At 42.3% G+C, this 24,835-nt stretch carries 27 protein-coding genes; 18 read left to right on the top strand and 9 right to left on the bottom strand.

Annotated features, from left to right (window positions below; genetic code table 11):
- The first annotated feature begins 789 nt into the window (after positions 1–789).
- The 6 genes from K8S13_RS12160 (at position 790) to pylD (ending at position 7,695) form a co-directional block, all read left to right on the top strand.
- A complete protein-coding gene (locus K8S13_RS12160) occupies positions 790–3,882 on the top strand; it encodes an ATP-binding protein (RefSeq protein ID WP_291462844.1) in 3,093 nt (1,030 codons plus the stop codon).
- A gap of 69 nt (positions 3,883–3,951) precedes the next feature.
- Positions 3,952–4,224: a hypothetical protein gene (locus tag K8S13_RS12155; RefSeq protein ID WP_291462843.1), complete on the top strand. Its 273-nt coding sequence runs from the start codon at positions 3,952–3,954 to the stop codon at positions 4,222–4,224.
- A 3-nt stretch (positions 4,225–4,227) separates the two neighbouring features.
- Positions 4,228–4,605 carry a pyrrolysine--tRNA(Pyl) ligase small subunit gene (gene pylSn, locus K8S13_RS12150; protein WP_291462842.1) on the top strand — a complete coding sequence of 126 codons (378 nt, stop codon included), beginning with the start codon at positions 4,228–4,230 and terminating at the stop codon, positions 4,603–4,605.
- 2 nt (positions 4,606–4,607) lie between these two features.
- On the top strand, positions 4,608–5,723 hold the full coding sequence (pylB, locus tag K8S13_RS12145; RefSeq protein WP_291462840.1) for a methylornithine synthase PylB: 1,116 nt from the start codon (positions 4,608–4,610) through the stop codon (positions 5,721–5,723).
- Positions 5,648–6,853 carry a 3-methylornithine--L-lysine ligase PylC gene (pylC, locus tag K8S13_RS12140; protein ID WP_291462839.1) on the top strand — a complete coding sequence of 402 codons (1,206 nt, stop codon included), beginning with the start codon at positions 5,648–5,650 and terminating at the stop codon, positions 6,851–6,853. The genes pylB and pylC overlap by 76 nt, the downstream gene beginning before the upstream one ends.
- Entirely contained in the window at positions 6,850–7,695 is an 846-nt protein-coding gene (gene pylD, locus K8S13_RS12135) for a 3-methylornithyl-N6-L-lysine dehydrogenase PylD (RefSeq protein ID WP_291462836.1), read from the top strand. The genes pylC and pylD overlap by 4 nt, the downstream gene beginning before the upstream one ends.
- Before the next feature lie 130 nt (positions 7,696–7,825).
- Here the strand turns inward: pylD and K8S13_RS12130 are convergent, their stop codons facing one another.
- The 6 genes from K8S13_RS12130 to K8S13_RS12105 are packed head-to-tail and all read right to left on the bottom strand — an operon-like array spanning position 7,826 to position 11,518.
- The gene (locus K8S13_RS12130; protein ID WP_291462834.1) at positions 7,826–8,089 is read right to left on the bottom strand and encodes a hypothetical protein; all 264 of its coding nucleotides are present in this window, start codon (positions 8,087–8,089) and stop codon (positions 7,826–7,828) included.
- On the bottom strand, positions 7,986–8,573 hold the full coding sequence (locus K8S13_RS12125) for a hypothetical protein (RefSeq protein WP_291462832.1): 588 nt from the start codon (positions 8,571–8,573) through the stop codon (positions 7,986–7,988). Before K8S13_RS12125 ends, K8S13_RS12130 begins: the two co-directional genes overlap by 104 nt.
- Positions 8,570–9,559: a phosphate acyltransferase gene (locus tag K8S13_RS12120; RefSeq protein ID WP_291462830.1), complete on the bottom strand. Its 990-nt coding sequence runs from the start codon at positions 9,557–9,559 to the stop codon at positions 8,570–8,572. The genes K8S13_RS12125 and K8S13_RS12120 overlap by 4 nt, the downstream gene beginning before the upstream one ends.
- A 30-nt stretch (positions 9,560–9,589) precedes the next feature.
- Entirely contained in the window at positions 9,590–9,823 is a 234-nt protein-coding gene (locus K8S13_RS12115; protein WP_291462828.1) for an acyl carrier protein, read from the bottom strand.
- Between the two features lie 10 nt (positions 9,824–9,833).
- The gene (locus tag K8S13_RS12110) at positions 9,834–10,235 is read right to left on the bottom strand and encodes a zinc ribbon domain-containing protein (RefSeq protein ID WP_291462826.1); all 402 of its coding nucleotides are present in this window, start codon (positions 10,233–10,235) and stop codon (positions 9,834–9,836) included.
- A 2-nt stretch (positions 10,236–10,237) separates the two neighbouring features.
- Entirely contained in the window at positions 10,238–11,518 is a 1,281-nt protein-coding gene (locus tag K8S13_RS12105) for a thiolase family protein (protein WP_291462824.1), read from the bottom strand.
- A gap of 230 nt (positions 11,519–11,748) precedes the next feature.
- Here K8S13_RS12105 and K8S13_RS12100 point away from each other — a divergent pair, with 230 nt between their 5' ends.
- From K8S13_RS12100 to K8S13_RS12090, 3 genes are read left to right on the top strand one after another with little or no spacing between them, the layout of a single operon-like run.
- Positions 11,749–12,711, top strand: a complete 963-nt coding sequence (locus K8S13_RS12100; protein WP_291462845.1) for a helix-turn-helix domain-containing protein — start codon at positions 11,749–11,751, stop codon at positions 12,709–12,711.
- Between the two features lie 9 nt (positions 12,712–12,720).
- On the top strand, positions 12,721–13,566 hold the full coding sequence (gene pylSc, locus K8S13_RS12095) for a pyrrolysine--tRNA(Pyl) ligase large subunit (RefSeq protein WP_291462822.1): 846 nt from the start codon (positions 12,721–12,723) through the stop codon (positions 13,564–13,566).
- Positions 13,567–13,621: 55 nt separating this feature from the next.
- Positions 13,622–15,187: an ASKHA domain-containing protein gene (locus tag K8S13_RS12090; protein ID WP_291462820.1), complete on the top strand. Its 1,566-nt coding sequence runs from the start codon at positions 13,622–13,624 to the stop codon at positions 15,185–15,187.
- A gap of 123 nt (positions 15,188–15,310) precedes the next feature.
- Here K8S13_RS12090 and K8S13_RS12085 read toward each other — a convergent pair whose 3' ends face one another.
- Positions 15,311–16,066: an RNA methyltransferase gene (locus K8S13_RS12085; protein WP_291462818.1), complete on the bottom strand. Its 756-nt coding sequence runs from the start codon at positions 16,064–16,066 to the stop codon at positions 15,311–15,313.
- Between the two features lie 32 nt (positions 16,067–16,098).
- Positions 16,099–16,950, bottom strand: a complete 852-nt coding sequence (locus K8S13_RS12080; RefSeq protein WP_291462817.1) for a histidinol-phosphatase — start codon at positions 16,948–16,950, stop codon at positions 16,099–16,101.
- Between the two features lie 208 nt (positions 16,951–17,158).
- On the opposite strand from K8S13_RS12080, the gene K8S13_RS12075 reads away from it, so the two are divergent.
- Positions 17,159–17,644 (top strand): DUF1566 domain-containing protein, encoded by a 486-nt coding sequence (locus K8S13_RS12075; RefSeq protein WP_291462815.1) that lies wholly within the window; start codon positions 17,159–17,161, stop codon positions 17,642–17,644.
- Between the two features lie 97 nt (positions 17,645–17,741).
- Here the strand turns inward: K8S13_RS12075 and K8S13_RS12070 are convergent, their stop codons facing one another.
- Positions 17,742–19,790, bottom strand: coding sequence for a TRAP transporter permease (locus K8S13_RS12070; protein WP_291462813.1), 2,049 nt, complete (start codon positions 19,788–19,790; stop codon positions 17,742–17,744).
- Between the two features lie 368 nt (positions 19,791–20,158).
- Between K8S13_RS12070 and K8S13_RS12065 the strand changes: the two genes are divergently transcribed.
- The 8 genes from K8S13_RS12065 (at position 20,159) to K8S13_RS12030 (ending at position 24,609) form a co-directional block, all read left to right on the top strand.
- The gene (locus K8S13_RS12065) at positions 20,159–20,533 is read left to right on the top strand and encodes a transposase (RefSeq protein WP_291462812.1); all 375 of its coding nucleotides are present in this window, start codon (positions 20,159–20,161) and stop codon (positions 20,531–20,533) included.
- Entirely contained in the window at positions 20,526–21,011 is a 486-nt protein-coding gene (locus K8S13_RS12060; protein ID WP_291462811.1) for a hypothetical protein, read from the top strand. Before K8S13_RS12065 ends, K8S13_RS12060 begins: the two co-directional genes overlap by 8 nt.
- A 250-nt stretch (positions 21,012–21,261) precedes the next feature.
- Entirely contained in the window at positions 21,262–21,609 is a 348-nt protein-coding gene (locus K8S13_RS12055) for a hypothetical protein (protein WP_291462810.1), read from the top strand.
- A gap of 315 nt (positions 21,610–21,924) precedes the next feature.
- Positions 21,925–22,209: a type II toxin-antitoxin system RelE/ParE family toxin gene (locus tag K8S13_RS12050; RefSeq protein ID WP_291462808.1), complete on the top strand. Its 285-nt coding sequence runs from the start codon at positions 21,925–21,927 to the stop codon at positions 22,207–22,209.
- 4 nt (positions 22,210–22,213) lie between these two features.
- Positions 22,214–22,540 (top strand): HigA family addiction module antitoxin, encoded by a 327-nt coding sequence (locus K8S13_RS12045; RefSeq protein ID WP_291462806.1) that lies wholly within the window; start codon positions 22,214–22,216, stop codon positions 22,538–22,540.
- 154 nt (positions 22,541–22,694) lie between these two features.
- A complete protein-coding gene (locus K8S13_RS12040; RefSeq protein ID WP_291462804.1) occupies positions 22,695–23,336 on the top strand; it encodes an HAD family phosphatase in 642 nt (213 codons plus the stop codon).
- Between the two features lie 153 nt (positions 23,337–23,489).
- Entirely contained in the window at positions 23,490–24,110 is a 621-nt protein-coding gene (locus K8S13_RS12035) for a GNAT family N-acetyltransferase (RefSeq protein WP_291462803.1), read from the top strand.
- Positions 24,100–24,609 carry a superoxide dismutase, Ni gene (locus K8S13_RS12030; protein WP_291462802.1) on the top strand — a complete coding sequence of 170 codons (510 nt, stop codon included), beginning with the start codon at positions 24,100–24,102 and terminating at the stop codon, positions 24,607–24,609. The genes K8S13_RS12035 and K8S13_RS12030 overlap by 11 nt, the downstream gene beginning before the upstream one ends.
- Positions 24,610–24,835: the final 226 nt, after the last annotated feature.

The following is a 24,835-nucleotide window of genomic DNA, read 5'->3' as shown; positions in this document are numbered from 1 at the left end:
CTTTGAAAATCTAAATATTTTCTTGTTCAAAAGCCAAAACATATACTTTGCAAATGGGAACAAATTGAATTAATAGATAAAAAATCAGATGGTTGATAAAATCCAACCGTCATTTGCGGTCATAGGTTTAATCGGTTCTAATCTGAAACTTAAAAATCTGTCTATACAATATCTGGTACCCCTGAGTTTTTTAAAAAACCCGGACTGGTGAAAGAAACCCTCGCTAAATTATCGGATTTGACTCCTGGTTGATTATACATCATTAAACGCTAGAAATCTGTTGTAAAAATTAATCTAATACTCCTTTGACACTGAATATTTTCTTTTTTAAAAAGAAGAAAATGGAGTCTGAATTGTATTTGCAATGGGTTGCAATTTGCTGTAATGTTATTTTAATTGAATTGACCGGAATACCAGAAGTGTTCTAGTAATTTTACGGTTTGGGGAGAGTGCAGACTATGGCAAGTATTCTGCGCTGGTGATCAAACTTATTTTTCATGAATACTGTTTGGGTTGTTAAGTTTGGTGAGGTTTATGGCTAATGCAACTCAACTTTCTGACTGGTCGAGATTTAAGGGATACCCATTAAATTCGATGTATAAAAAATAATGGAGAATTTATCCATTTAGTTTTGCTTTTCCCATATAGTTTAACACTCGATCATTTTTTTTTGTTTTATAAATCTCTATCTGGTGTGCTGAATTTTATTGAATTTGCCGAAATATCAGCTTTTTGTATTTTTGTTTAAATTGTATATGTTATTTTTACTCGCTCATTTAGGAGATTATTATGGTTAAATGGATCCCTTCTAAAATAGGGGCGAAATTGTTGATAACTTTTTCACTTGTGTTGATGTTATCAATGATTTCTCTGATTTTTATTGCGACAAAACAGGTCGCTGAATTTGGAGAATTCTCGTTCTCTATAAATGAGGCAAACATCAGGGATAAAGCAAACGCTTTTCTGGCTCGTATTGCACATGAGCAGGCCCTGCGATATGAAAGTACTTTTCAAAAGTTCGCTTCTTCTTCAACTTTGATAGCGAAACAGGCTGCTTTTTTCCTGGAAAATATGGCCTTATTTGAAAAAAAACCTTTCAAACCTGACGAGAAGCTGGTCATCCATTCTCATAATGAAATATTTTCAAATAATCGTTCCGCAAGAACAATGGTATTATATTGGGGTTCCCCTACCATGACACCAGAAATCAATGAGCAAATCAATACACTTTCCCACATTGATTCTCTCCTTGAAGCCGCTAAAGAGGAAAATCCCGAAAGCGTGGCCTGTTATGTCGTCACCGAGCCCGGTATTGTCCGTTACTATCCCAACATTCATGGTGTGGAAAAGCTTCCTCCAACAACAAAATTTGATATAAGAAATGCAAACTGGTATGTAATTACAAAACCGGAAAATAACCCTGAACGTAAGACCGTATGGTCGAATATCTATCTGGACAGTGTCGGCAATGGGTTATTGACAACTGCGAGCACCCCAGTTTACAGTAAACAAGGACAATATCTCGGTGCAGCCGGGGTTGACGTTACTCTGGATGTCATTATGAACGACATCCTTGGGGAGATACCATCATGTTACAAGGTACAAAGTCAGTTTTCATTTCTTATTGATAAGCAAGGCAGGCTCATTGCCTTCTCACAGGAATGTCTGGATATGTTTGAAATCAAAACAGACCAGGACAAACTAGTGGATGCCACGGTTGTACTAAAATATAGTCTGCTGGACTCTTCCAACGTGGAAATCAGAAAGGTAGGCAAAAGTATGATTGAGAAAAAATACCAGGTTTCCCGGGTTGTTCTAAATGGAAACCCATATATAATTTCATCTCATTTCATGCCTTCAACCGGATGGCGTATAGGAACTGTAGTAGCGGAGTCTATTATTTTTGCTTCTGTTCTAGAAACTCGCAACACACTGGAATTAACCGTTGAGAAAATGACTCACAAGTTTACTCTGATAACGATCTTGTTTTTGATAGTCTCGATAATTGTTGTAGTAATACTCTCTATTATAAATTTTATCAGGCCCTTAGGTAAGCTTTCTAAGTGGGCTTTGCGTGTTAAAGAAGGAGACCTAACAACTCATGTCGATATACATACAAAAGATGAAATGGGTTCTCTTGCCCAATTATTAAATAGTATGGTTGATACTTTGCGAGAAGCCAAGGCGTTGGAAAAGGAATATACCCAAACGCTTGAGGAAAAGGTGAAAGATAGAACCCAGGAAATAATAATAAAAAATGAGGATCTGAAAAAAACCCTTCAAGAGCTCAAACAGGAAGTTTCAGACCGCCATACGGCGGAGCAGGCACTACGCTCAAGCGAGGACAAATTCTCAAAGGCATTTCATAATTCCCCTCTGCTGCTAACCATCAGTGATATAAAAACTGGCACTTACCTTGATGTCAATGACAAATTTTCTGAAGTATCCGGTTTCACCAGAAAGGAGGCAATCGGAAAAACTGCCATCGAGTTAGGCTGGATTTCACAGGAAGATAGAAAGCGACTGAAGAAAGCACTGGGGACATCAGGGTACGTAAGCGGGATGGATTTCACATTTTTGAAAAGAAACAAACAGGCGATTCACTGCCTGTATTACGGTGCATTGATTACAATAGATGATCAGCAAAGGCTGCTCTCAATCGCCCAAGATATCACCAAGTCAATGCTTGCAGAAGAAAAAAGGAAAAAACTCGAAGCCCAACTTCAGCGTGCTCAGAAAATGGAGGCCATTGGCACTTTAGCAGGTGGTGTAGCTCATGACCTCAACAACGTTTTGAGTGGTATAGTAAGTTATCCAGATTTGTTATTGTTGGATATTCCCGAAGAGAGTCCCCTTAGAAAACCTCTTTTAACAATCCAGGAATCGGGACAGAAAGCTGCTGCTATCGTACAAGACTTGCTGACACTTGCAAGAAGAGGGGTTGTTACTACTGAAGTTATAAACTTAAATCAAATTGTGAATAGCTATCTTAATTCTCCAGAGTATAAAAAGCTAAAAGAATTTCATCCTGACGCTAAAATTGAAAGCGATTCTGAGATGAACTTACTAAATATTATGGGCTCATCTGTACACCTGTCGAAAACTGTAATGAATCTGGTTAATAATGCAGTAGAGGCAATGCCTGAAGGCGGAAATATCTTCATATCAACGCAAAGTAAATATATTGATAAACCAATAAGAGGTTATGATGATATAAAAGAAGGGGATTATATTATCCTTTCAGTATCAGATTCTGGGATAGGTATTTCATCAGAGGATTTAGAAAGAATATTTGAGCCTTTTTATACGAAGAAGGTGATGGGAAGAAGCGGAACAGGACTCGGCATGGCTGTGGTGTGGGGAACGGTAAAAGATCATAAGGGATATATTGATGTTAAAAGCACTGAAGGAAAAGGAACAATATTTACCCTTTATTTTCCCGTATCCAGAAAGGAAATAACAGGAAAAGAGAAAACCTTGCCCATGGAAGAATACATGGGAAGGAAAGAGACAATTTTGGTAGTGGATGATGTAAAAGAACAGCGTGAAATTGCATCACGGATACTAAAGAAGTTGGGTTACTCTGCTACATCAGTTTCAAGCGGTGAAGAAGCGGTTGATTACATGAAGGATAATTCAGCGGATCTTTTGATATTGGATATGATAATGAACCCTGGGATTGATGGGCTTGAGACATATAAAAAGATACTTGAATTACATCCCGGCCAGAAAGCAATAATCGCAAGTGGATTTTCTGAGACAAACCGGGTCAAGGAAGCTCAAAGACTTGGTGCAGGAAAATACATAAAAAAACCTTATACAATGGAAAAGATAGGAGTTGCCGTTAAGAAAGAATTGGATAGAAAAGACTTGTATTCATAACGCTGCTTTTTTAATGCACGGCCAGATCATGGAGCATGTACGAGAACTTCGAAAAAAACTTCAAACGATTTGTTTAACAGAAAATCAAGGGCTGCCTGGGAGAAGGATACAGGTGGAAAATCTATCAGTGAGAGTGCTGCAGAAAAAGCTTGTTTTATAATGAAGAACCATGTACCTGTATTTTTGCCGGAAGGGGTAATGGAAAAAATGGATAAAATTCTTATGGAAATTAAAGGATTTTCAATGGAGGGTGGATCGGACGGGATCACATGGACTCTAAATCCATGCAGCCGGGTGCGACTCCCGGGCTCTCCGCCATTTGAAATAATTCAAATTGAATGATGAATGGTATCACAAGAAAAACAAAAAAAGACCGTTAAAAAACGATATTATCGAAAAAGAGTACGGATTTTCAATTTGATCGATAAGATAAAGCTGTGGCCATCCCGAACAGGACAGCTTCACGGGATTCGTTCAATAGAAATCATGGGCGATACGGCCAGGCTTACAACCCATTGCAGCAAGGAATTTATCATTAATAATTCTTTGAACAGCCGGGCCGGAAGATGGTTGAGAAATAAATGGTTTGTCCGGGTGTGTCCGGAATGCCGGGTTCCGGATTGGAAACTTGAAAAGTATTCTTCGACATTATTTAAGCGGAACCAGGGATCCATGTTGATAAAAAATCAAAAGCCTGTAGAGCAAACAACCAGAAAAAAATAAAAATGTCAGATTTTAATTTACCCCGGATTTTAAATCGTTTGCAAAAGGGTCATCCTGTAGAGAAAAACGAAATAAAATATCTTCTCGGGCTTTCAGATCCTTCCGACATCAGCCTGCTTTTTACGACAGCCAGAAATGTCAGGCTCAAATTTTTTGGAAACAAGATTTTTCTATATGGATTTTTGTATTTTTCCACGCACTGTCGAAATGACTGCAGGTTCTGCCAGTACAGAAGATCTAATACAATGCTTCCCCGATATCGAAAAACAAAAAAAGAGATCCTGATTGCAGCCGGGGAAATGGCTGATGCCGGGGTGCATCTCATTGATCTGACCATGGGTGAGGACCCGGAACTGTATTCTTCAGGTAAACCAGGATTCAAATCATTCGTCGGCATGATCAAGAGTGTCCGGGAAGAGACAAAACTTCCCGTAATGATTTCTCCGGGTACCCTGCCGGAAAAAATCCTTGTAGAGATTGCAGAGGCGCAGGTCACCTGGTATGCCTGTTACCAGGAGACACACAATCCAGTCCTTTATAAATACCTGCGCCAGGGTCAGGATTTTAAAAAAAGACTGGCCAAAAAAGAACGGGCCAAACGCCTTGGGATGCTCATTGAAGAAGGCATTCTCACAGGTGTGGGAGAAACTATAGATGATCTGGCCGACTCCATTATATGGATGAGAGGCTTTCCTGTGGACCAGGCCAGAGTAATGACATTTGTTCCCCAGGCAGGTACTCCCATGGCCAAAATCATGCCCCAGGATAATTTAAAGGAACAAATCGTCATCGCTGTCATGCGTCTTGTCCTGCCGGATCGGCTTATTCCGGCTTCATTGGATGTTGGCGGGCTTGACGGCTTAAAAGCAAGATTGGAGGCAGGTGCCAATGTGGTGACATCTATTGTTCCTCCCCAAAAAGGCCTTGCAGGGGTTGCCAACCATTGTCTTGATATTGAAGATTCCCGAAGGACCCTGGACCATATTATACCCATTCTGAAAACCTGCGGGCTTGCACCGGCCATGCCAAAAGAATACCAGGTATGGATAGAAAACAGACAGAACGCATTGACCAGATCCTCAAGCAGGTCCTCTGCAGAGAAAAAGAAAAGAACATGATGATTGCGGTTATCGGAGGCAAACTCCAGGGAGTTGAAGCGGTTTATCTGGCTCAAAAGGCGGGTTGGAAAACCCTTGTCATTGACAAGAATCCTGATGCACCCGCAATTGGATTATGTGATTGGTTCCTGGCATTTGAGTTCAGTCTTGAGCACCCGGTGCCGGCAGACTGTCCTAAAGTGGATATTATCCTTCCGGCAATCGAGGATATTGAGGTGTTGACTGCGGTAAAGACCTGGGCTACGATGAAAAATATTCCCCTGGCTTTTGATCTGGATGCCTACGGGATCTCAAGCTCCAAGCTAAAATCCAATGCTCTTTTCAGAAGAATGAATCTTTCTGCACCAAAGTCCTGGCCGGGTTGCAGCTTTCCTGTTGTGGTCAAACCGGATCGGGCAAGCGGCAGTCAGGGTGTAGAAGTGTTTAAAGATGCAAAAGCACTCTTTTCCAGGTTTTCAAACCAATTTTCAAATTGGCAGAAGTTGGATGATATGGTTATACAGCAATATTTGGAAGGCCCATCCTTTTCCATTGAAGTTGTGGGAAGCCCTGGAAAATACCAGGCCCTTCAGGTCACTGACCTTAGTATGGACAAAGCATATGACTGCAAAAGGGTCACAGCTCCCACGCAACTGCCGCCTCATCAAACAGGCAGGTTTAAGGAAACGGCTCTTGCCATTGCAGAAAAGATTCATCTTACGGGAATCATGGATGTTGAAGTAGTACTCAATAATAATGAACTCAAATTACTTGAAATTGACGCCAGGCTTCCTAGCCAGACACCAATGGCTGTTTACTGGTCAACCAGAATCAACATGGTTGAGATGGTTGGTAATCTGTTTTTAAATAAAAACAGTGCAGGCTTTGAACAAAAATGTGAGCGTTTTATTATTGTTGAGCATCTCCACGTTTGCGGGGCTGATTTAGAAGTCTGTGGAGAACACATCATGATCCAGGATGGTCCGTTAACACTGCAACCCGATTTTTTTGGTGCCAATGAAGCCATTACAAGTTATGCCCCGGGAAAAAAACAATGGGTGGCCACCCTGATATTTTTCGGTAATACTTATGAAGATGTGACAGCCAGAAGACAAAACTGCTATGAACAGATTAAGGAGCAGATCCATTGACCCGTTTAAAAACCAGTGATATCAGCAATATTTCATCTCGACTGCAGACATATAACCGGGAACTTTTGATCAAAACAGGGCGGACACTTCTGGGCATTGCCTGTCATGCCTATGGTAAAGATGAAATCCGGATAAAGCACAGGATTAAATCTTTTTCCATTCATGTAGTGCCGGTTACAGCCGGCCAGGGCATTATTACAGATTTTAGTGAAACCGTTACGGCCATACTTCAGTTTTTAGGATTCAATGCTCTGGTATCTGATAAACCTGACACATCCGGTGTTGCACTGGCCTTTGAAAACAAGGCAGATGCCATCATGATGGCCGATGACCACAGGTTCGTGGGAATAAATTTAAAAACCCGATCTGTGGCAGATAATTCCGAGGCAACCGGCAGGGTTTTTGCCGCAGCACTGGATCTTATGGCCAAAGAAATTAAAGACCGGGAAGTTCTGGTTTTAGGATGCGGCCCGGTTGGAGAATCAGCCGCCCGAACTCTTTTATCTTCAGGGGCGCAGGTGGCTTTATGTGATATTTATCTTCCAGCCGCCAGGTTGTTGAAAGAGAGGCTTTGCCTGTATCCGGGTGGTAATAAAATAGTCATTGAAGAGGATGTAAATATTGCTCTTTCAAGTTATCGGTATATTATAGAAGCCACACCGTCTGCAGACACAATCCCGGACGAACTGATATCTGATCATACGCAACCACTGCTGCTTGTTGCAGCTCCGGGCGTACCTTTGGGGATTTCTAACAATGGTTGCAAAATCCTGAAAGATCGTCTTATATATGATAAACTGGAACTGGGTGTTGCTGCCATGGCAATTTTTCTTCTTTTATAAGAGAAGAAACTGAGAGACTATATTGAATGATTTAACATGGACCCCAACCCAACAGTGACATCGGCAATAGCCATTGCCATTGCCAAGTCAGTCTCGTAAGAAATGCTCAACAGCACCCGGTGGCAGCCTTTCATTTATTCCCTCCTGCCCGGGTTTGTCCGGCCGGGATACCTTTCTGCCAGAGGGCCAGCGCTTCCCGGGCGATCATCAACTCTTCATTGGTGTGCACCAGGACCACATCCACGTTGGAAGCTTTACTGCTGAGGAGGCAGTCTTGGGCCCCGGTCCCCTCATTGCGAGTCAAGTCTAAGTCTAACCCCAGAAACCCCATGCCCTTCAGGATCATCTTCCTGATTAAAGGCGAGTTCTCCCCTATGCCTCCCGCGAAGGCCACCAGGTTGATCCCACTTTCTTTGCAGATACAGCATCACACCAGGGTCCAAATTTCCGCAGCGGGTACCCATCATGGCTCCTTCCAAAGGGGTCATGCCCATGCTGGTATCCACTGAACGGCCGTTCTGTACAGCGGCTACAGTCACGCCATTGCCTATATGGCATATCACCAATTTGGTTTGGGAAAGTTTTTGCCCGGCCAACTCGGCTGCCCGAGAGGCCACATAGCAGCAGGACGTGCCGTGAAAGCCGTATTTGCTGTTGGTGAGCATATTCATTATGGCCTTAAGTCCCTGTCGATGATCGGGCCGATTTAGCACGGTGCTAAATTTATGCTTCGGACTTTGGTACTCCAGCACGGCATCGGGGCTGCCCAGGCAGCTGATTGTTTCTCCAGCCAGGGATTGCGGTTCCTCAAGCCCGTTGGCCAGAAATACGCGGTACTTGATGGAGGAACTGCCGCAGTTGATGACCAGTATCTTCATGACATAGCTTTTACCGCTACCATCAGGCTTGCTCCAACCACGTCCTCTGCAGTAGCTCCGCGGGACAGATCGCTGACCGGCCTGGCAAACCCTTGCAGCACAGGCCCGAAACTGGCAGCACCCGATAGGCGCTGAACCAGCTTGGCGCTGATATTCCCCGAGTTCAGATCAGGAAAAATCAACACATTGGCCCGGCCGGCCACCAGGCTTTCAGAATCCATTTTTTTTAAGGCCACGGATTCAAACAGCGCGGTGTCAGCCTGCATCTCACCATCGATAAGAAGATCCGGAGCCTTTTGACGCGCTAAATTTGTGGCTTTGACCACTTTATCCACCATGGCATGGCTGGCGCTGCCTTGAGTGGAAAAGGAGAGCAGAGCCACACGGGGTTCCCATCCAAGGAGATCCCGGGCGCTATGGGCAGTGCTTATGGCAATATCCGCTAATTGTTCCGGATCAGGATCAGGATTGACAGCAGGGTCCGCAAAAATGATTCGGCCATCTTCTCCTCCCCCAAAGCCCGGCACCTCCATGAGGAGAAAGCTGGAAGCCAGGCTTATACCGGGCTGAAATCCGATCATCAGCTCACTGGCCATTATTACATCCTCGGTAGGATGAGCGATGCCGGCCACCATTCCACCGGCATCCCCGTTTTTTACCATCATAGCCGCAAAGCAAAGTGGCTGAGTTACAATCTTTTTACCCACGGTCCGTGGCATATCACGCTCCTGGCAGTATTGCTCTATATATCGCTCTAGTTCGGGCGAAGAGGAAGGATCGATGATCTCCCGGGGGAGTCGGCCGTTGGATTGCGCCTTTGTTCCCTTTTGCATGACTTTGCGATTGCCCAGCAGGATGGGCCGGGCCAGGCCCTGTCCTGCCAGTTTGCGGGAGGCCTCTTGAATTACGGGGTTTTCACCCTCTGGAAAAACGATGGCAGCAGGTGATTTTTTAGCCTTGACGGCCAGATATTCCATTACATTCATATTTGTCTCCCTTGCTCTTGCAACCGATACTCACTGCCTGGCGCAGACCATTTCCAGTACATCGGCGATGGTTTTGGGTCTGCGTATCTCAAAGTTGTCAATCTGTACGCCCAGTTGGTCTTCCAGCAGAGCGGCCAGTTCGATACGGCGCACTGATTTCATGCCCAAATCCTCTGCCAGCCTTAATTCAGGACTCATATCTGCCGGTTCCTGTTTGACTATTTTAGCGATAATTTCACGCACCACTCGTGTTGTGTTATCCATGGTGTTCTCCTTATGCCTGTTTAAAGGCCAGGATGTTCAAGCCATCTACCTCTAAAATATCCGGAACCACATCCACCGGGTCTGCCTCGAAAAATTCCTTAAGGGTCACAGGGTCGATGGACACCCCGGTAATGATTGCCTGCAGGTACACATCCTCTTCGAGTTTGATGTGACCATATGCGTAAGGTGCAAGGTCGTTAAAACGGGGATTGGGCGGCGGGGCCATGCCATGGGAAATATAAAGCAGCTTGCCCCTGCCGGAGAGTTCAACCCAGTCCTGCTCAAAGCTGCCACATGAATCACATGCAGTGGTGGGGGGAAAAGTTACCTCTCCACACTGGTCGCATTTTTTGCCCAAAAGTTTGCCCTTGCCAAGTGCATCGTAATAGAGTTTGATAATTGAATCAGTCATTTCTATTTACCTCCTTCCAACACCAGAACGGTGCTGATCATAGCGTATCCGTGTGTATGGACTACCGCAGTCCTGGGCGGGTTCTGGATTTGCCTGGGACCGGCTTGCCCCCGTATCTGCTTAACAGCCTCGTAGGTGTCTGAACCGGCGCTGGCAGCCCAGGCGTGGCCAAAGGCATGACGACCGCCGTGAGTACTCATGGGTTTGTCGCTATCAAAACGCAGGCGGCCCTCCTCGGCATATTTAAGGCCCTGGCCTTGGGGCAGGTATCCAGCCAGTTCGGCCACGCAGATGCTCATTATGTGGGAGCAGTCGTGGGTATGCAGATAGTCGATATCATTGGAACTGATGCCGGACATCTCGTAAGCCTTCTGAAAGGACTGCTGATCAATGGGCATTACAGTGGGGTCATCGGTATACCAGGGAAGGTCCATTACGCTGATGCCGAAGCCCTTGAGCGCCACCGGTTTGGAAGCACCGGCCACAGATTCTTCGGGCCTGCCCATCACGATTGCCGAGGCACCATCGGCCGGGGTCACCACGCTGTAGAGCCGCGAAGGCCAGGCAACGTGTGGGTTGTACCGGGAAGTCCAGAATTCCCACGGATCATCGAAACCCAGCTGTTTGGCCTCATCTTCCAGGGTCTGCTGGCGAATGGCTTTGGGATTCATGGAGCCGTGCAGGCGGCGGGTGCGGCACAGCTCAAAGAGTCCTCGTTCCAACTCATCAAGGCTTATGCCATGTTTGCGGCAGTAGGCCAGGGCATTGAAACCATTGTAGGTTGGGAAGATGTCATAGCCCTGGGGCACGCTATATGCCTGGTTGACGCAATGGTCGGTCCAAAGCCACATCTCCTCTGTGGGTATGATGTCCCTTTCAAACGGACTCAATTTCTTGGGCTGACTTTGGGTCGACTCCAGACCTACCACCAAAACCTTGTCGTAAGCTCCGGAGGCGATGCCCATGGCGGCTATGGAGACTCCCACGTTGGTTGTGGAGCAGGCGGCATCGAAATGCACGCCGGCTTTAAATTTGGTGCCCAGCCAGTTGGTGAGCTGGCTGTAGGTAGCCGGCATCTGTGAGGTCTGCATGGTCACATTGCCTACGAAGACCGCGTCTACATCCTGTGGTCCCAGACCGGCATCGGCCAAGGCCTCACAGGCAGCCTCCGCGGCCAGTTCCTGCAGGCTGAGTCCCTTTATTTCCGGCGTTTCCAATAAATTACCAAACCGAGTGCATCCAACGCCCAGAATGCTTGTCGGTTCCTTTAATTTGTTTGCCATTGTCTTGCTCCTTTGTTATTTCCCATAAATCCCGTTTGGGGATGTTGGCCTTGCATGGCGCTCTCCTTTGCTTGGCCGAAAAAGCCCTTGACATTGAGTACAGGGGCAACGTATTTAGTAAGATATGATAATTAAAGGAAATAATCTTGTTTGACCGTGCAGAAAAACTTGACAAAAAGTGCACAGGACGGACTGGCACCCAATCCGACAGCCAAAGAATCCAGCCACTAATGTCCCACCCTAACGATCTTTTTTGCCAAAACTGGTCCACCAGTGACTTTCGTCCCAGGGAACGCTTCGATGCCTGGCAAGCGGCGCTGAACGACTCACATCTTAGCTGGACCTTGCAAAAGAATCAAAAGACAGGCTTTTCGGCTAACCTCCAGGTTAGCAAATTATCCGATCTGCAAGTGGTACGCTGCATGTGCCAGCCCTGCAGCGGGTACCGCAAAAGCCGGGAGATCGCGGCTGGCAGGCTGGCTTATTATGGTCTTTTGCTAATATACAAAGGAAAAGAAGAGGTGGCGACAGGATCACGGACAGCACTTCTGGGACCGGGCAATATTCTGTTATGGGACTCTACTGAACCTATACATTTCAAGCTGCACTCACCAGTGCACAAAATTACTGTTCTGGTACCGCAAAACCGGATGCATGACGCTCTGCCGCAGGCCCACCGCCTTATAGGCAAAGCCATGGACTGGCGGCACGGGCTGGGAGCTGTGGCTGCCTCCCATATCACTGCCTTGTGTTCTCAGGCTTCCCATATCAACCATCTTCAAGCCCACCCCGCTGCTGAGACCACTTTGGAGCTTATCGCCACCAGCCTTGGCAGTCAGCAGGCCCAAGCTGGAGAGACTGCCCGGGCGGAATTCATTGATAGAATCAAAAACCATATTGAAAGCAACCTGGATGACTTGGAGTTAGGACCACAGACCCTGGCGGAGCGATTCAATATTTCCATACGCTATCTGCACCTTTTGTTTTCAAACGAAGACCGAACCATCTCCCGATGGATTCTGGAGCGCCGTTTGGAAAGGTGCCGCCGTGATTTGGTGGTGACCGGCCCCCATAAGAATATTACCGAAACGGCTTTGGCATGGGGGTTTAATGATGGGGCTCACTTCAGCCGGGTTTTTAAAAAGCGATACAAGGTCAGCCCTCGTGAATACCGACTGAGCAAAACCCGATAGGAGACTGTCTTGAATGATTTAACATGGACCCCGACCCAGGTCAGGAGACTTAAAGAACTGGGAGTAGACCTGGAAAATCTTCGCGCTGATTTTTCCACGCCTGTTGAACGGAACAAATTATTCCAGCAGATTGAAAAAAAACAGGTTAAAAAAGAGAAAGCAAGGTTAAAAGAATTACTCACAAAGGCAGGAAAGACTAAAATAGAGACTCTGGCTGATGATCTGACCTGTGTGCTGAATCAGCAGGGTTTTGTCAGGGTTGCCACACCTATTATTATATCAAAGTCTGCTTTGGCAAAGATGACGATTGATGAAGATCACCCCCTTTCCAGACAGGTGTACTGGATAAACGAAAAACAATGTCTAAGGCCCATGCTGGCACCCAACCTTTACAGTTTAATGGTTGATTTCAATCGGCTGAATCATCGGCCAATCCGATTTTTTGAAATCGGTTCCTGCTTTCGTAAAGAGTCTGACGGTTCCAGGCATAACAGTGAATTTACCATGCTGAATCTTGTGGAGATGGGGCTTGCCAAAGAAAAACGGCATGACAGGCTAAAAGAACTGGCAGCCATTATAGCAAAGACAGCAGGGCTGAATGATTTTAGATTTGAGAATGAAGAGTCCACTGTCTATGGAACCACTCTGGATGTTGTGGCGGGTCCTGCAAACATTGAAGTCGCTTCCGGAGCCATGGGACCGCATCCCCTTGATGCAGCATGGGGTATTACAGATACATGGGTGGGGATTGGGTTTGGCCTTGAAAGATTGTTGATGATATCTCAAGGCGATACTTCAATTGGCAAGTGGGGAAAAAACCTGTCATATTTAAATGGAATACGTTTAAGTCTATAAGCATCATATGACCATGGCCATGAAGCACAATTAAATAGTAGATTAAGGAATCTAAATGTCAAATAAGAAATGCCATATTCACCTTTTGCCCCATGGCAGGCAGATTGAAGCAAAATCCGGAAGAAGTCTGATGGAATCACTCATGGATAAAAGCATTTTTTTAAGATCTGACTGCGGCGGCAAAGGTGTCTGTAAAAAATGCAAGGTCAAGGTTGTTGCAGAAAACGGTGATATTGAATTTAAAAAAGCCTGTAAACTCATAATTTCAGAAGATATTTCAATTGAGATACCTGAAATCTCCATGCTGTCATCCCATATTATTACTAAAGCTGCAGTATCTCTTCCTGTCGCATTCAAAGACAGGTTCAAGACTGTGGACGGTAAAGATGGTTATGGCATTGCCGTAGATCTTGGTACAACAACCATTGCCGTATACCTTTGCAACACAACTAAAGGCAAGGTGCTCTCATCATTGGCCGTAAAAAATCCCCAGGCCCTGTATGGGGATGATATCATGAGTCGGATTAGTGCCATTGGCCAGGAAGAGGAAAATCTTGGACATTTACAAAAACTGGTTGTCAGGGCAATAGAATGGGGGATCAAAGAACTTTTAGCATCGCTTGAATTTAAAGAGGAGATGATTTCTCAAATGGTGACAGTGGGTAATCCAACCATGATCCATATATTTGCAGGTGTCGATCCAAAACCCATTGGAGTCTCTCCTTACCAGCCGGCTTTTTATGAAGCAAAAAATATCCAGTCCAGTGATCTGGGGTTTAAAATAAAAGGTTTTTCAATTCAGCTGCTGCCCCAGGTATCCGGTTTTATTGGAGGAGATATCCTTAGTGCAACCCTGGCGGTTGACCTTGAAAATCAACCTGTAGGAACCCTGCTTGTGGATCTGGGTACCAACGGGGAACTGATGCTGAAAGGGAAAGACCAATTTTTTGCTACTTCCTGTGCTACCGGCCCGGCATTTGAAGGTGCAACCTTGTCCTGCGGGATGCAGGCCATTCCTGGCGCCATCAATAAGGTCCAAATAAAAAGCGTGGAAGATTTATCCGAATATACCATTATCAACCCGTCAAATTCTTTTGGATTAAAGCCGTCGGGAATTTGTGGAACCGGTGTTATCAGTGCTGTGACCCAGTTTTGTCAACACAAGATCATAGACCCTGGCGGTGCCTTTCAAAATAAGAGTAAGCAATATATTATCGTTCCGGAGAATTTTTCTCAGGATGGCTCTGCGATTTTTATCAGCCAGAAGGATATCCGTTCTGTCCAGCTGGGTAAAGGGGCATTGATTACCGGGATTGAATTCCTTCTAAAGGAAGCAGGACTTGAAAAACCTGAAAAAATTATCATTGCCGGAGCCTTTGGATCATTTCTTGATAAAAAGGATATGATGGCCCTGGGAATGATCCCGGCCATGGATCTGAGCCAGGTAGAAGTTGCAGGGAACTCAGCCGGAGCCGGAGCCATTATGACCCTGTGTGATACTGCCTTTCTTGATAAAGCGATACAGATGGCAAATAAGGTTATTGTTGTGGATCTTGCCTGTAACCAGGATTTTCAGGACGTTTTTGTTAAAAAGCTAGGTTTTCCCATTCCGGGCAATTAGAGATTAAAAACTATTTTTGTTAATCGCTTCTGATTTAAATGGAGTCATCTGTAAAAGACGTCATCATTGTGCCGAGTGTTTCAATATGTTTTTTCTTCCATTTTTATGGCTATTTCAAGAAGATCATCCATGGTGAACATCTGTATATTTCCTCCTTTGGTTTTCTGTCCAGTCGATCCTGCTCATCATCCCCCGGATGATGAGGACATCTCTGGATGTGAGCCCTGCCGCGCCAAAGATCCGCCTGAACGCTCTTAACAGGTGGTCCGGGTTTTGTTTGTCAAGAAAATCAATATTTAAAAGACTTTTTTTCATATGGGCAAACATGTGTTCAATCTCATCCCCCACGGCAAGCTTTTTAGGTGAGGGGGCGGTAAATTCTTTCTCTGGATCAGATTTTAAAGAGACTTCATATAACAGCACAGCCAGGGCATGGCTAAGGTTCATGGAGGGGTATGCATCATGGGTTGGGATCGTAATAAAATGCTGGCAAAGATCAAGATCCTTTGTTTCAAGCCCTGTGTCCTCAGGGCCCAATACCAGAGCACAACTTACTTCCTGATATGTTTCCCGGAATTTTTCGGCTGCACTTGACGGCGTGAAAAAATTGTTCCGGTATTTGCCAAACCTCCGGGTGGTGCCAAAGGCGATCTGTATATCTGAAAGGGCTGATTGAAGATCATCAAAGATCAATGCATTTTCAAGAAGTGTGAATGCGCTTAAGGCCATTTTTTTTGCCAAAAGAGATTTATAATGTTTTGTGGGATTTACCAGTCGAAGCTGTCTGAATCCGAAATTCATCATGGTCCTGCAGACAGAACCGATATTAATCGGTCCCTGGGGTTTAACAAGAATGATTACAAGGTTTTCAGGTTTCATCTCTATCGTCTTTCTATTGTTTTTTTTAGACCTTAAGTTAAAAGCATTGGATCAGGCCATTGAGTCTCAAATCCAAGTGCTTTTAATATTTCAATTGCCTTGTCAACATGGCAGCCGGCTTCATTGACGCCGTGGGAATCATCTCCGGGAACTACACGTATCCCCATTCCTTTTGCGGTTTTAAGAATTGAGGTTGTGATATAGGGCTCTTTTTCACCCCTTGCAAGGGGCCGCAGATTAAAATCCATAACAAGGTTCAAGGATTTGATAAGCGCAAGATTCCTTTTGACTTTTTGATCGATTTCAGGGACCAAAAGCCTTTTTTTATAATTCTCATCATAGATCCTGATCAGGTCAAAATGTCCCACAACAAATGGTTTAAGCGCTTTTATCATTTCATATTGGAGATCAAAATATTTTTCATACATGATGTCATACGAACCGCAGACATAAGCAATTCTGTCATATTCTTCTTTGGAATAATCAAAACAGATATCATCAATATGGTGGACAGAGCCCACAATGTAATCCGGGTGAAACCTTGAAATCAGTTTTTTAATATGATCAACACAGCCCGCATAGGTTTCTGTTTCCATCCCGGTGAATATTTTTATTTTAGAGTCATATTTTTTTTTCAATGCATTGAGCTGTCTAAAGTAATCTTTAAACCTTTTATTAAGATCATCAGCCGTAAGATTAAGCTTTTTTTCATCAGGATATAGAAACTGGTCGTTGAGCGGCGGGATATGTTCGGTGATCCCGACTTTTTTAAACCCAAGCGCTATATATCTCAGGATAATATCTTCAAGTAAATCCTTGGCATGGTTGCAATACTGGCCGCTGTGACCCCCGTGAAGTGAGATGAGCTGTGTTGTTGTGTTCATGAAAGGGAAACTATCATCAAAAAAGGGGTAAAATCAATCTGAAATAAATACCAAATTGGATTAAAATATGTTTTAATGCTGATAATGCTAAATAATTATAGGGGTAAATCGTTTTTTTTATTGACGCAAACCTTATAATCGCTTAAGTTTATTTTAAGGTATATTGTTGATTTTATTTTCATTCATATCATTGTAATAGGATAAATTTATGAATAAATTTGCAGCAGTATCCATTTTTTTTCTAGTTTTTTTATTATTCATTTTTACGGCATCCGGTCTGGTCCATGCTCAGGAACGGTTTGTTGATAATGCTGATGGCACAGTGACTGATACGCTTTTAAATGTCATGTGGGCCAAAACGGACAATCAGGGTGATATCAACTGGAGACAGGCTCAGAAATGGGTTAAATACACGTTTCCCTACACACTTTCAATCAGCTATGACAACTGGCGTTTACCCTCCATTGATGAGCTCAAGACACTTTCTGATCGGAATACACAAGGGTATGAGACAGACTGTGGTCAGAAAGTGAAAATTGTCTCTGTGATTGAACTGACCTGTGGATGGGTCTGGGCATCTGAAATGAAATTCATTTCAGCCCGGCTTTTTAATTTTCACCGGGGATACTCATACACTGACAGAATTTCAAAATATAAAGCATACAGAGTTCTGGCAGTTCGTGACCTTGAATAATAGAGTAAAATGGATTTAAACATTTAAAAACAAACATTCATTAACCCGTTAAACAGATTAATCGTTTTTAATCAAATTACGGAGTTGAAAAGCCTTTCTACGGGCAATTGTTGTTTGCTCTCATCCTCAATTTTTGAGAAACAAAAGCCGTGCCGTAAAAAATAAATCCCAAGGGGAAAAGATAATATTTATAGGATTGATCAATATTTAATAGTGAGGCGATGGCACCTGGATGAAACAAAATAAACGCAGCCAAGAGGAAAAACGGCATTTCATACCATTTTATCCTGATAAGAAAAAAGTTTTGGGCAAAGCATTCAAAACAGGACATCCCAACCAGGGCCATGGAAAATATTAACAGGGCATGGGGCCATGAATTGATATTATGGAGTATCAGGTCCGGATTTACAACAAACATGAATGCAATTACCGAAGTTCTGATATCATATAAAAATCCTTGAATACCTGTGGGGATAGGTTCTGATCCTGCGATGGCGGATGCAGCATATGCGGCCAGTCCGACAGGGGGTGTATCATCAGCAAGAATACCAAAATAAAAACAGAAAAGGTGTGCCGCCATTATGGGTATGGCATAACCGTAGCTCCCCCCGACGTTTACTATAATGGGTGCGGTTAAAGACGCCATTACAATATAGGTAGCCGTCGTCGGCAGCCCCATTCCGATTAACAGACTTGCCATGGCTGTTATTAAAAGCAATAGAAAAAGATTTCCCCGGGAAAGATACTCAACGACATCTGCAATCATCCCACCGATTCCCATGTTTACAACACCCACGATTATTCCGGCGGCTGCGCAGGCAAGCGCTACTGATATCATATTTTTTGAACCCTGGGCCAGGCCTTTGAATATTATTTCAAAACTGCTTTTTATGGCCCCAATGATACTTGTCTTTTCTTTGAAAGACCGTATGATTTCCTGGTAAAAAATGACAAGAAAAATTAAATTAATAGCTTTATAAGCTGCAAGCATTGGCGTGTGTCTTTTGTAAATCAGCTCGTAGAGAAGGACTCCAATAGGGATAAGATAATGCAGTCCATTTTTTAAGGTTTTCAGGAAATTGGGAATATCCCTGGGAGCAAGACCCTTTATCCCAAGCTTGGAAGCTTCAAGATGGGTAATACAGAATAATCCGAAATATGAAACAAACGCAGGTATTGCTGCAGCCTTAACAACCTCCAGATACGGCACATTAACATATTCTGCTATTATAAACGCCGCAGCCCCCATAATCGGTGGCATGATCTGGCCATCCGTGCTTGAAGCGACCTCAATTGCAGCTGCCTTTTTCGCAGGATAGCCGATTTTTTTCATCAAAGGTATGGTAAATGGTCCTGTGGTAACAATATTGGCAATACTTGACCCTGAAATAAGTCCGGTGGCACCGCTGGCAGCAACAGCGGCCTTGGCAGCTCCCCCCTTGTATCGGCCGAGAAAAGAGAGAGCTAAATTTGTAAAAAATTGTCCTGCACCTGCCTTGTCTAACAAAGCACCCAAAAGAACAAAAAGATATACAATGGATGAAGAAACTCCCAGGGGTATTCCGTAAATCCCTTCAGTGGAAAGGGTTATATTGCAAAGGTACCTTGTCAGCGAAACCCCTTTAAATGCCATAAAGTCAGGCATATATGGTCCTAAAAAAGCATAAGTTGTAAAAACAATGGCAATGATTGACAGGGCAGGTCCAATGACCCTTCGGGCAGCTTCAAGGAGCAGTATTACGAGCAAAACTCCGATAATCAAATCCCTTAAAAGAGGTGTCCCCAGCCGTATACCAATCCCCTCATAATCAAAGGCAAGATAGAGTGCCGAAAGAGAGGCTAAAATAGCTATAATATAGTCCATGATCGGGATATGGGTGGTGACGGATAAATATGATAATTTTTTCATAGGTCTTTTAATGCAGGGAAAGGTGAGAAAGAGCAGTGAGAATGCAAACGCAAGATGGATTGCCCTCTCATAGGTAGAGTTCAGGATGAAAAATCCAGCAAGAGAAAGCTGAAAAAGAGCCCATGATATAGCGATAGCAGAAACTAACAAATAGTCAAACTTTTCCAGAGTCCTGATTTGACCCACTTTTTTTTTGAAAATTTCTTTGGCTGATCGTTTTGTTTTATGCTGTGCCATATTGATGCCTTGGTCTATTTTTTTTATTTTTCAATAAAACACATCATTTTAATGTGTTAGTCCAAACAAAAAACTAGCAGAGCAACTGTCGTGCATGTTGAACAGGAATAAGTGCCAGGGGAAATAGAAATTTAGTCAATCTCAACTTTGAATGATAAAGTGATCAATGAATAATCATTATGAGGTTCAATTAATAACATTTTACTATAATACCAGTAATTGTCAATAATATTGTTAGGAACAAATGAATTGTCCGGTTTTGTAACATATTGTGTTCCTCCTGATGCCGGGTACGAAGCTATTTGGAAAAAAATAGACGTTGGGTGTGAAGCATAATTATTGCTAAAATAGACTGGGAAAATTGAAATATGTCTGAATTTGAGTATAGAACACCTGTAATCCCTCAACTCAATTTTAAAAATATCAGCTCCAAAAGATGTCAAATACAGGAATCTGATTGGGCAATTAAAAATAACAAAGCTTACTACGGTCTAAAAGAACATGCCTCAGTTGATATAAACGGTTTTATTCTTAAAACAGAATTAAGCCCTGCATCAGTACATGATACCAAGTATTTTCAATATTGCACTATATTTTCTTTAAGGACTTCAAATCGAATAAAGAAAGTCTATGCTGACAAAGGATATCACGGAGAGTTAAACAGAAGCTTTCTCAGCCTGAATAAATTTCAAGATGGGATAATGCGTAAGAACACAACAACAGCCAAGCGGACACATGACTAAAGAAGACCCAAATAACCAAATCAAATACTCAACAGTTGGAATATCTGATGAATGTATTTCAGAGTATGACGGAAAAATTGAAAAGATCAAAATCCCGATTAATCAAATAATAAGGATTTCACTACTGTATGGGAATCCTATAGAACGTCCAATAGGACACCTGTTTGTGTGTCTTGTGCTTTGGGGAATTGGTTTTGGTCTTGGTTTATGGCCACTTTATACTATTGTAACAAGTGGAGAATCCTATGATTCAGTATATTCTTTTAAAATATTTTGTATGGCCGCTCCGTTAATACTATTAGGTTGTTGGTTTTTTATACGTTTCTTTCAGAAAAGATATTATTTTAGTGTCGAGACTAATAATGATAAAAGGAAAATTGTTTTTGAAAATAGTGAAGACAAGCAAGAAATTAAATCTTTTACAAAACAAGTCAATAAAAAGTATGGGCTCCAAATAAATTCACTCACGGAGTTATAGGGATATACTAATATTGAAGGGCGAATTCTAACAACTCGCTACCTTTAGGCTAAAAGTCAACAATTAGTTGCAAATTAAGCGGGACCGGGCAAACGGCGGCGTTTTTAAACAAGGATATTTAAACTAAAAATATATAGCTTCGAGGTAGGGATTGTTTATCTGTCCGGCCCCTTAGCTCAAGCGTTGTTTGACAACAAGATAATTAAATTGTAAGAATGAATGTGTGATCAAAAGAATGAAGGGGGATATTATGAAAAAAAGTCATAACCATAAAGCAGAGAATAATAAGATAGGTTTTTTTACCTATATAGTATTATTTTTAGCTTCCTTGCTGTTTATTTTACCATCATATTCAGCTATGGCACAGGATGAAAGTTATATGAACTTGCAGAACAAACAAACTATCCAGAAGCAGCCAGCAGTGCAGCAAACTCAGGCAGCTGAACCTCAAATTATGCAAAGTCCTAGTCAGGGTGAAGTTACCTCAACTACTGTCTTGAATCCTATGACAAACAAAGGTGAAGCCGGAGATAAAGATCATAAAGGATGGACTGATGTCGAAGTTATCACACCTGATGTACAACCAGCAGCGCAGTAAGCAAATCCTTTACAAGACTTTGACCAAGGTGGGAAAGTGCCAGTTTTAACATGATTATTAGCAATGTCACCTCTGGTTACAAAATCTTCAGTTACTCCACTGAGACCTTCTGGTGATAATGGATCCTATGGAATTTTAAAAGCTGTCATTGTTTAGCATCCTTATTTTTCGAAGCTGTTATTTTCTTACCTACAGGTAATCTTTTAATTCAGTATTCCAGTTTATAGGCATCACTTTTAGTGAGATTATTTCTTAAAACAATTAATTTAACCAGAAGAACTTGACGATTGACGTAACTTGTCATATTATAGAAATATGATACAGGCTTTTAAATGCAAAGATACAGAAAAGCTTTTTAATGATTTAGATGTAAAAAAATTTAGAAGTATTTCTAGGACAGCACGAATAAAACTTGAGATGTTAAATGCTGCTGTATCATTAAACAGTTTACGAGTTCCGCCAGGAAACAGGCTTGAACAATTAAAAGGAAATAGAAAAGGTCAACATAGCATCAGAATCAATAATCAGTGGCGCATTTGTTTTATCTGGAAAGAAGAAAGTGTTAATGCGGTAGAAATTGTTGATTACCATAAGGGGTGAAATTATGACAAAAATATTATCTCCAATCACACCGGGTGATATTCTTTTAGAAGAATTTCTTAAGCCAATGAATATCACTCAAAATCAATTATCAAAAGATATCTGCGTACCTGCAAATCGTGTTAGCCAAGTTGTGCATGGTAAAAGAGAAATTACTGCTGATACTGCATTGAGGCTTGGTAAATATTTTGGAATAGAGCCAGAATTTTGGCTTAACCTGCAAGTACGATACAATATGAAAATTGCTCGAAACAAGATAGGAAAAAAGATTGAAAAAGAAGTTAAAGTCTATTTTCCTCAAACTGAAATACCCAACCATACAAGTGTATGATTCAGTGACAGCGTAACCGAACATGGCGATTCATTAGATTGCAGGGGAATGAGCCGCTTTAAAAAGTTTTGGTTTAACATAATTATAAACATAAACAAGGTTGCTGGGAAACCACTGCAACCAGTGATTTTTGCGTTCTAATCAAGATGCTGACATGAAAACTTATTCTGCTTACCTTTTTGATATGGATGGAACATTAGTTAATTCTGAAAAATTTAAAGCTATGGCCTTGTCAAAAACTTGTATGAAATTTGGTGGGCAAGCTGATGCTGATATTAACACTTATAAAGCTGTAATGGGAGAAAGCTGGACCATTGTTACTAATCATTTTTTTAAAGCTGCCCAAATTGCACCAGGCTTAAATGAATTTAATTCTGAGTTTCAGAAGATTTATCAAAAATTATTAAGTGATAATCTCAGTTTAAATCTCAGTGCAAAAAATTTGCTAATCAAATTAAAAGCCAGAAATAAAAAAACCGCTGTTGTAAGTTCAGGAGCGACTTGGATGGTAAATCAAATTCTCTCCCAACTTGAACTATCCAATTTTTTTAATCTTGTAATCACCAGAGAACACGTAAAGAAACACAAACCAGATCCTGAAGCATTTATTTTAGCATTGAAGCATTTTTCTTTATCTAACTCAGAAGTATTGATTTTTGAAGACTCTAACGCAGGTATAGTAGCTGCCAACCGGGCTGGTTGTGATGTCATTGCATTTCAACATGAATTCAACATTAATAATGATTTAAGTTTAGCTGTTCAGACAATTTCAGACTTTAACGAGATTAGATTATAACAAGCAGAATCATCGTATAAAAAAAGATAACAAAGATATTCACCGGCAAACAAGCAGTGCAGTTTTTCAAAGACCACCATTGATTACCCTACCACATCGCTGCTAATTACATGGTTGATAATTCCGCTTATTTCTGGTGATATCCGCCGTTAAATGTGTAAATATTTACAGGTTTTTATGATTCCAACTTTAAAGACAAAACGATTAATATTAAGGCCCTTGTCACGTTTCGATCAAGATGCAATGGTCGATACGATAATGTCAGATATGGATGTTATGTACTGGTTGCCATATTCTGATGAGGTTTCAACTCCAGAGGGGCAACGAGAAATTGCTTTAGGATATATTACAGACTTTATCAAGCCTTGGGATGAGTTTGGATTTGGTGTTTGGGCTGTTTGTATTAGAGATACTGAACTGGGAACATTGGGAAATTTTATAGGGTACTGTGGGTTTATTCCCGAACAAATTGAGGGGGCAGGACCGGAACTTGTTTATGCTATGGGGAAATCCATGTGGGGTAAAGGGTTGGCCACTGAAGTTTCAATTGCATGCCTGGATTGGATTTTTATCAGATTGGAAATTTTCTGTGTACATGCTGTGACTGATAAGGAGAACCTATCATCCCGCAGTGTCATGGAAAAAATTGGAATGAAACATGAAAAAGATGTCGACCTTTATGATTCTGTAGCAAAAGGGGAAGGTCTGCTTCAATTTTACTCTATTGAGCGTGAGGCTTATCTTCGAAAAGGTGAGACTGAAGTTGGAAGATAATCATATGGCAAAACAAACAAAGGGGGAACCGATGATGAAAAAGTATATAAATGTAATATTATTAATCATTTTTACTGTAGCTGGATATGGCCTGGTTTTATCTCAACCAGCATATGCCCACTGCCAGATTCCATGTGGGATTTATGATGACTATGCACGAGTCCAATCAATGCTTGAAGATGTTGCTACAATAGAAAAGTCGGTCAGGTTGATTAATGAGTTGGCCGGTAAGTTGGATGCGCAATCTCAGAATCAATTGGTTCGTTGGGTGATGAATAAGGAAAGATATGCCCAAAGAATCATTTCTACAATCAGTGATTATTTTTTAACACAACGGGTTAAACCGAGCCAAAAAGACTATACTGAGCGTTTAAGAAAGCACCATACGGTGATTATTGCAGCAATGAAAGCCAAACAAAATGCTGATGTGAAAGATGCAAAGGCCCTAAAGGCAAGGATTGATGCTCTGTTAAGCTATTATCCTGAGCACAAGCATTAGAGAAAAGTAAACCAATAAGTATAGGGATGTTTAGAATGATTACCAAAAAGACTTTTACTGTAGTGTGTATTATTCTAATTCTGTTGTTACCCCTTTTTTCATGCGCGGGGAAACATGGATCTATGGGGAAATATGGACACCTGCAGGAAAATGAGTCTCTTAGGGATACATATCATAAGAAGACCCCTTTGCCAGATTTTGATTATTATTATACTGGTCGGTCAGG

The organism is Desulfobacula sp., from assembly GCF_021107415.1.
Note: the sequence above shows the minus strand (reverse complement) of the source record. Positions and strands in the feature narration are given on the sequence as shown.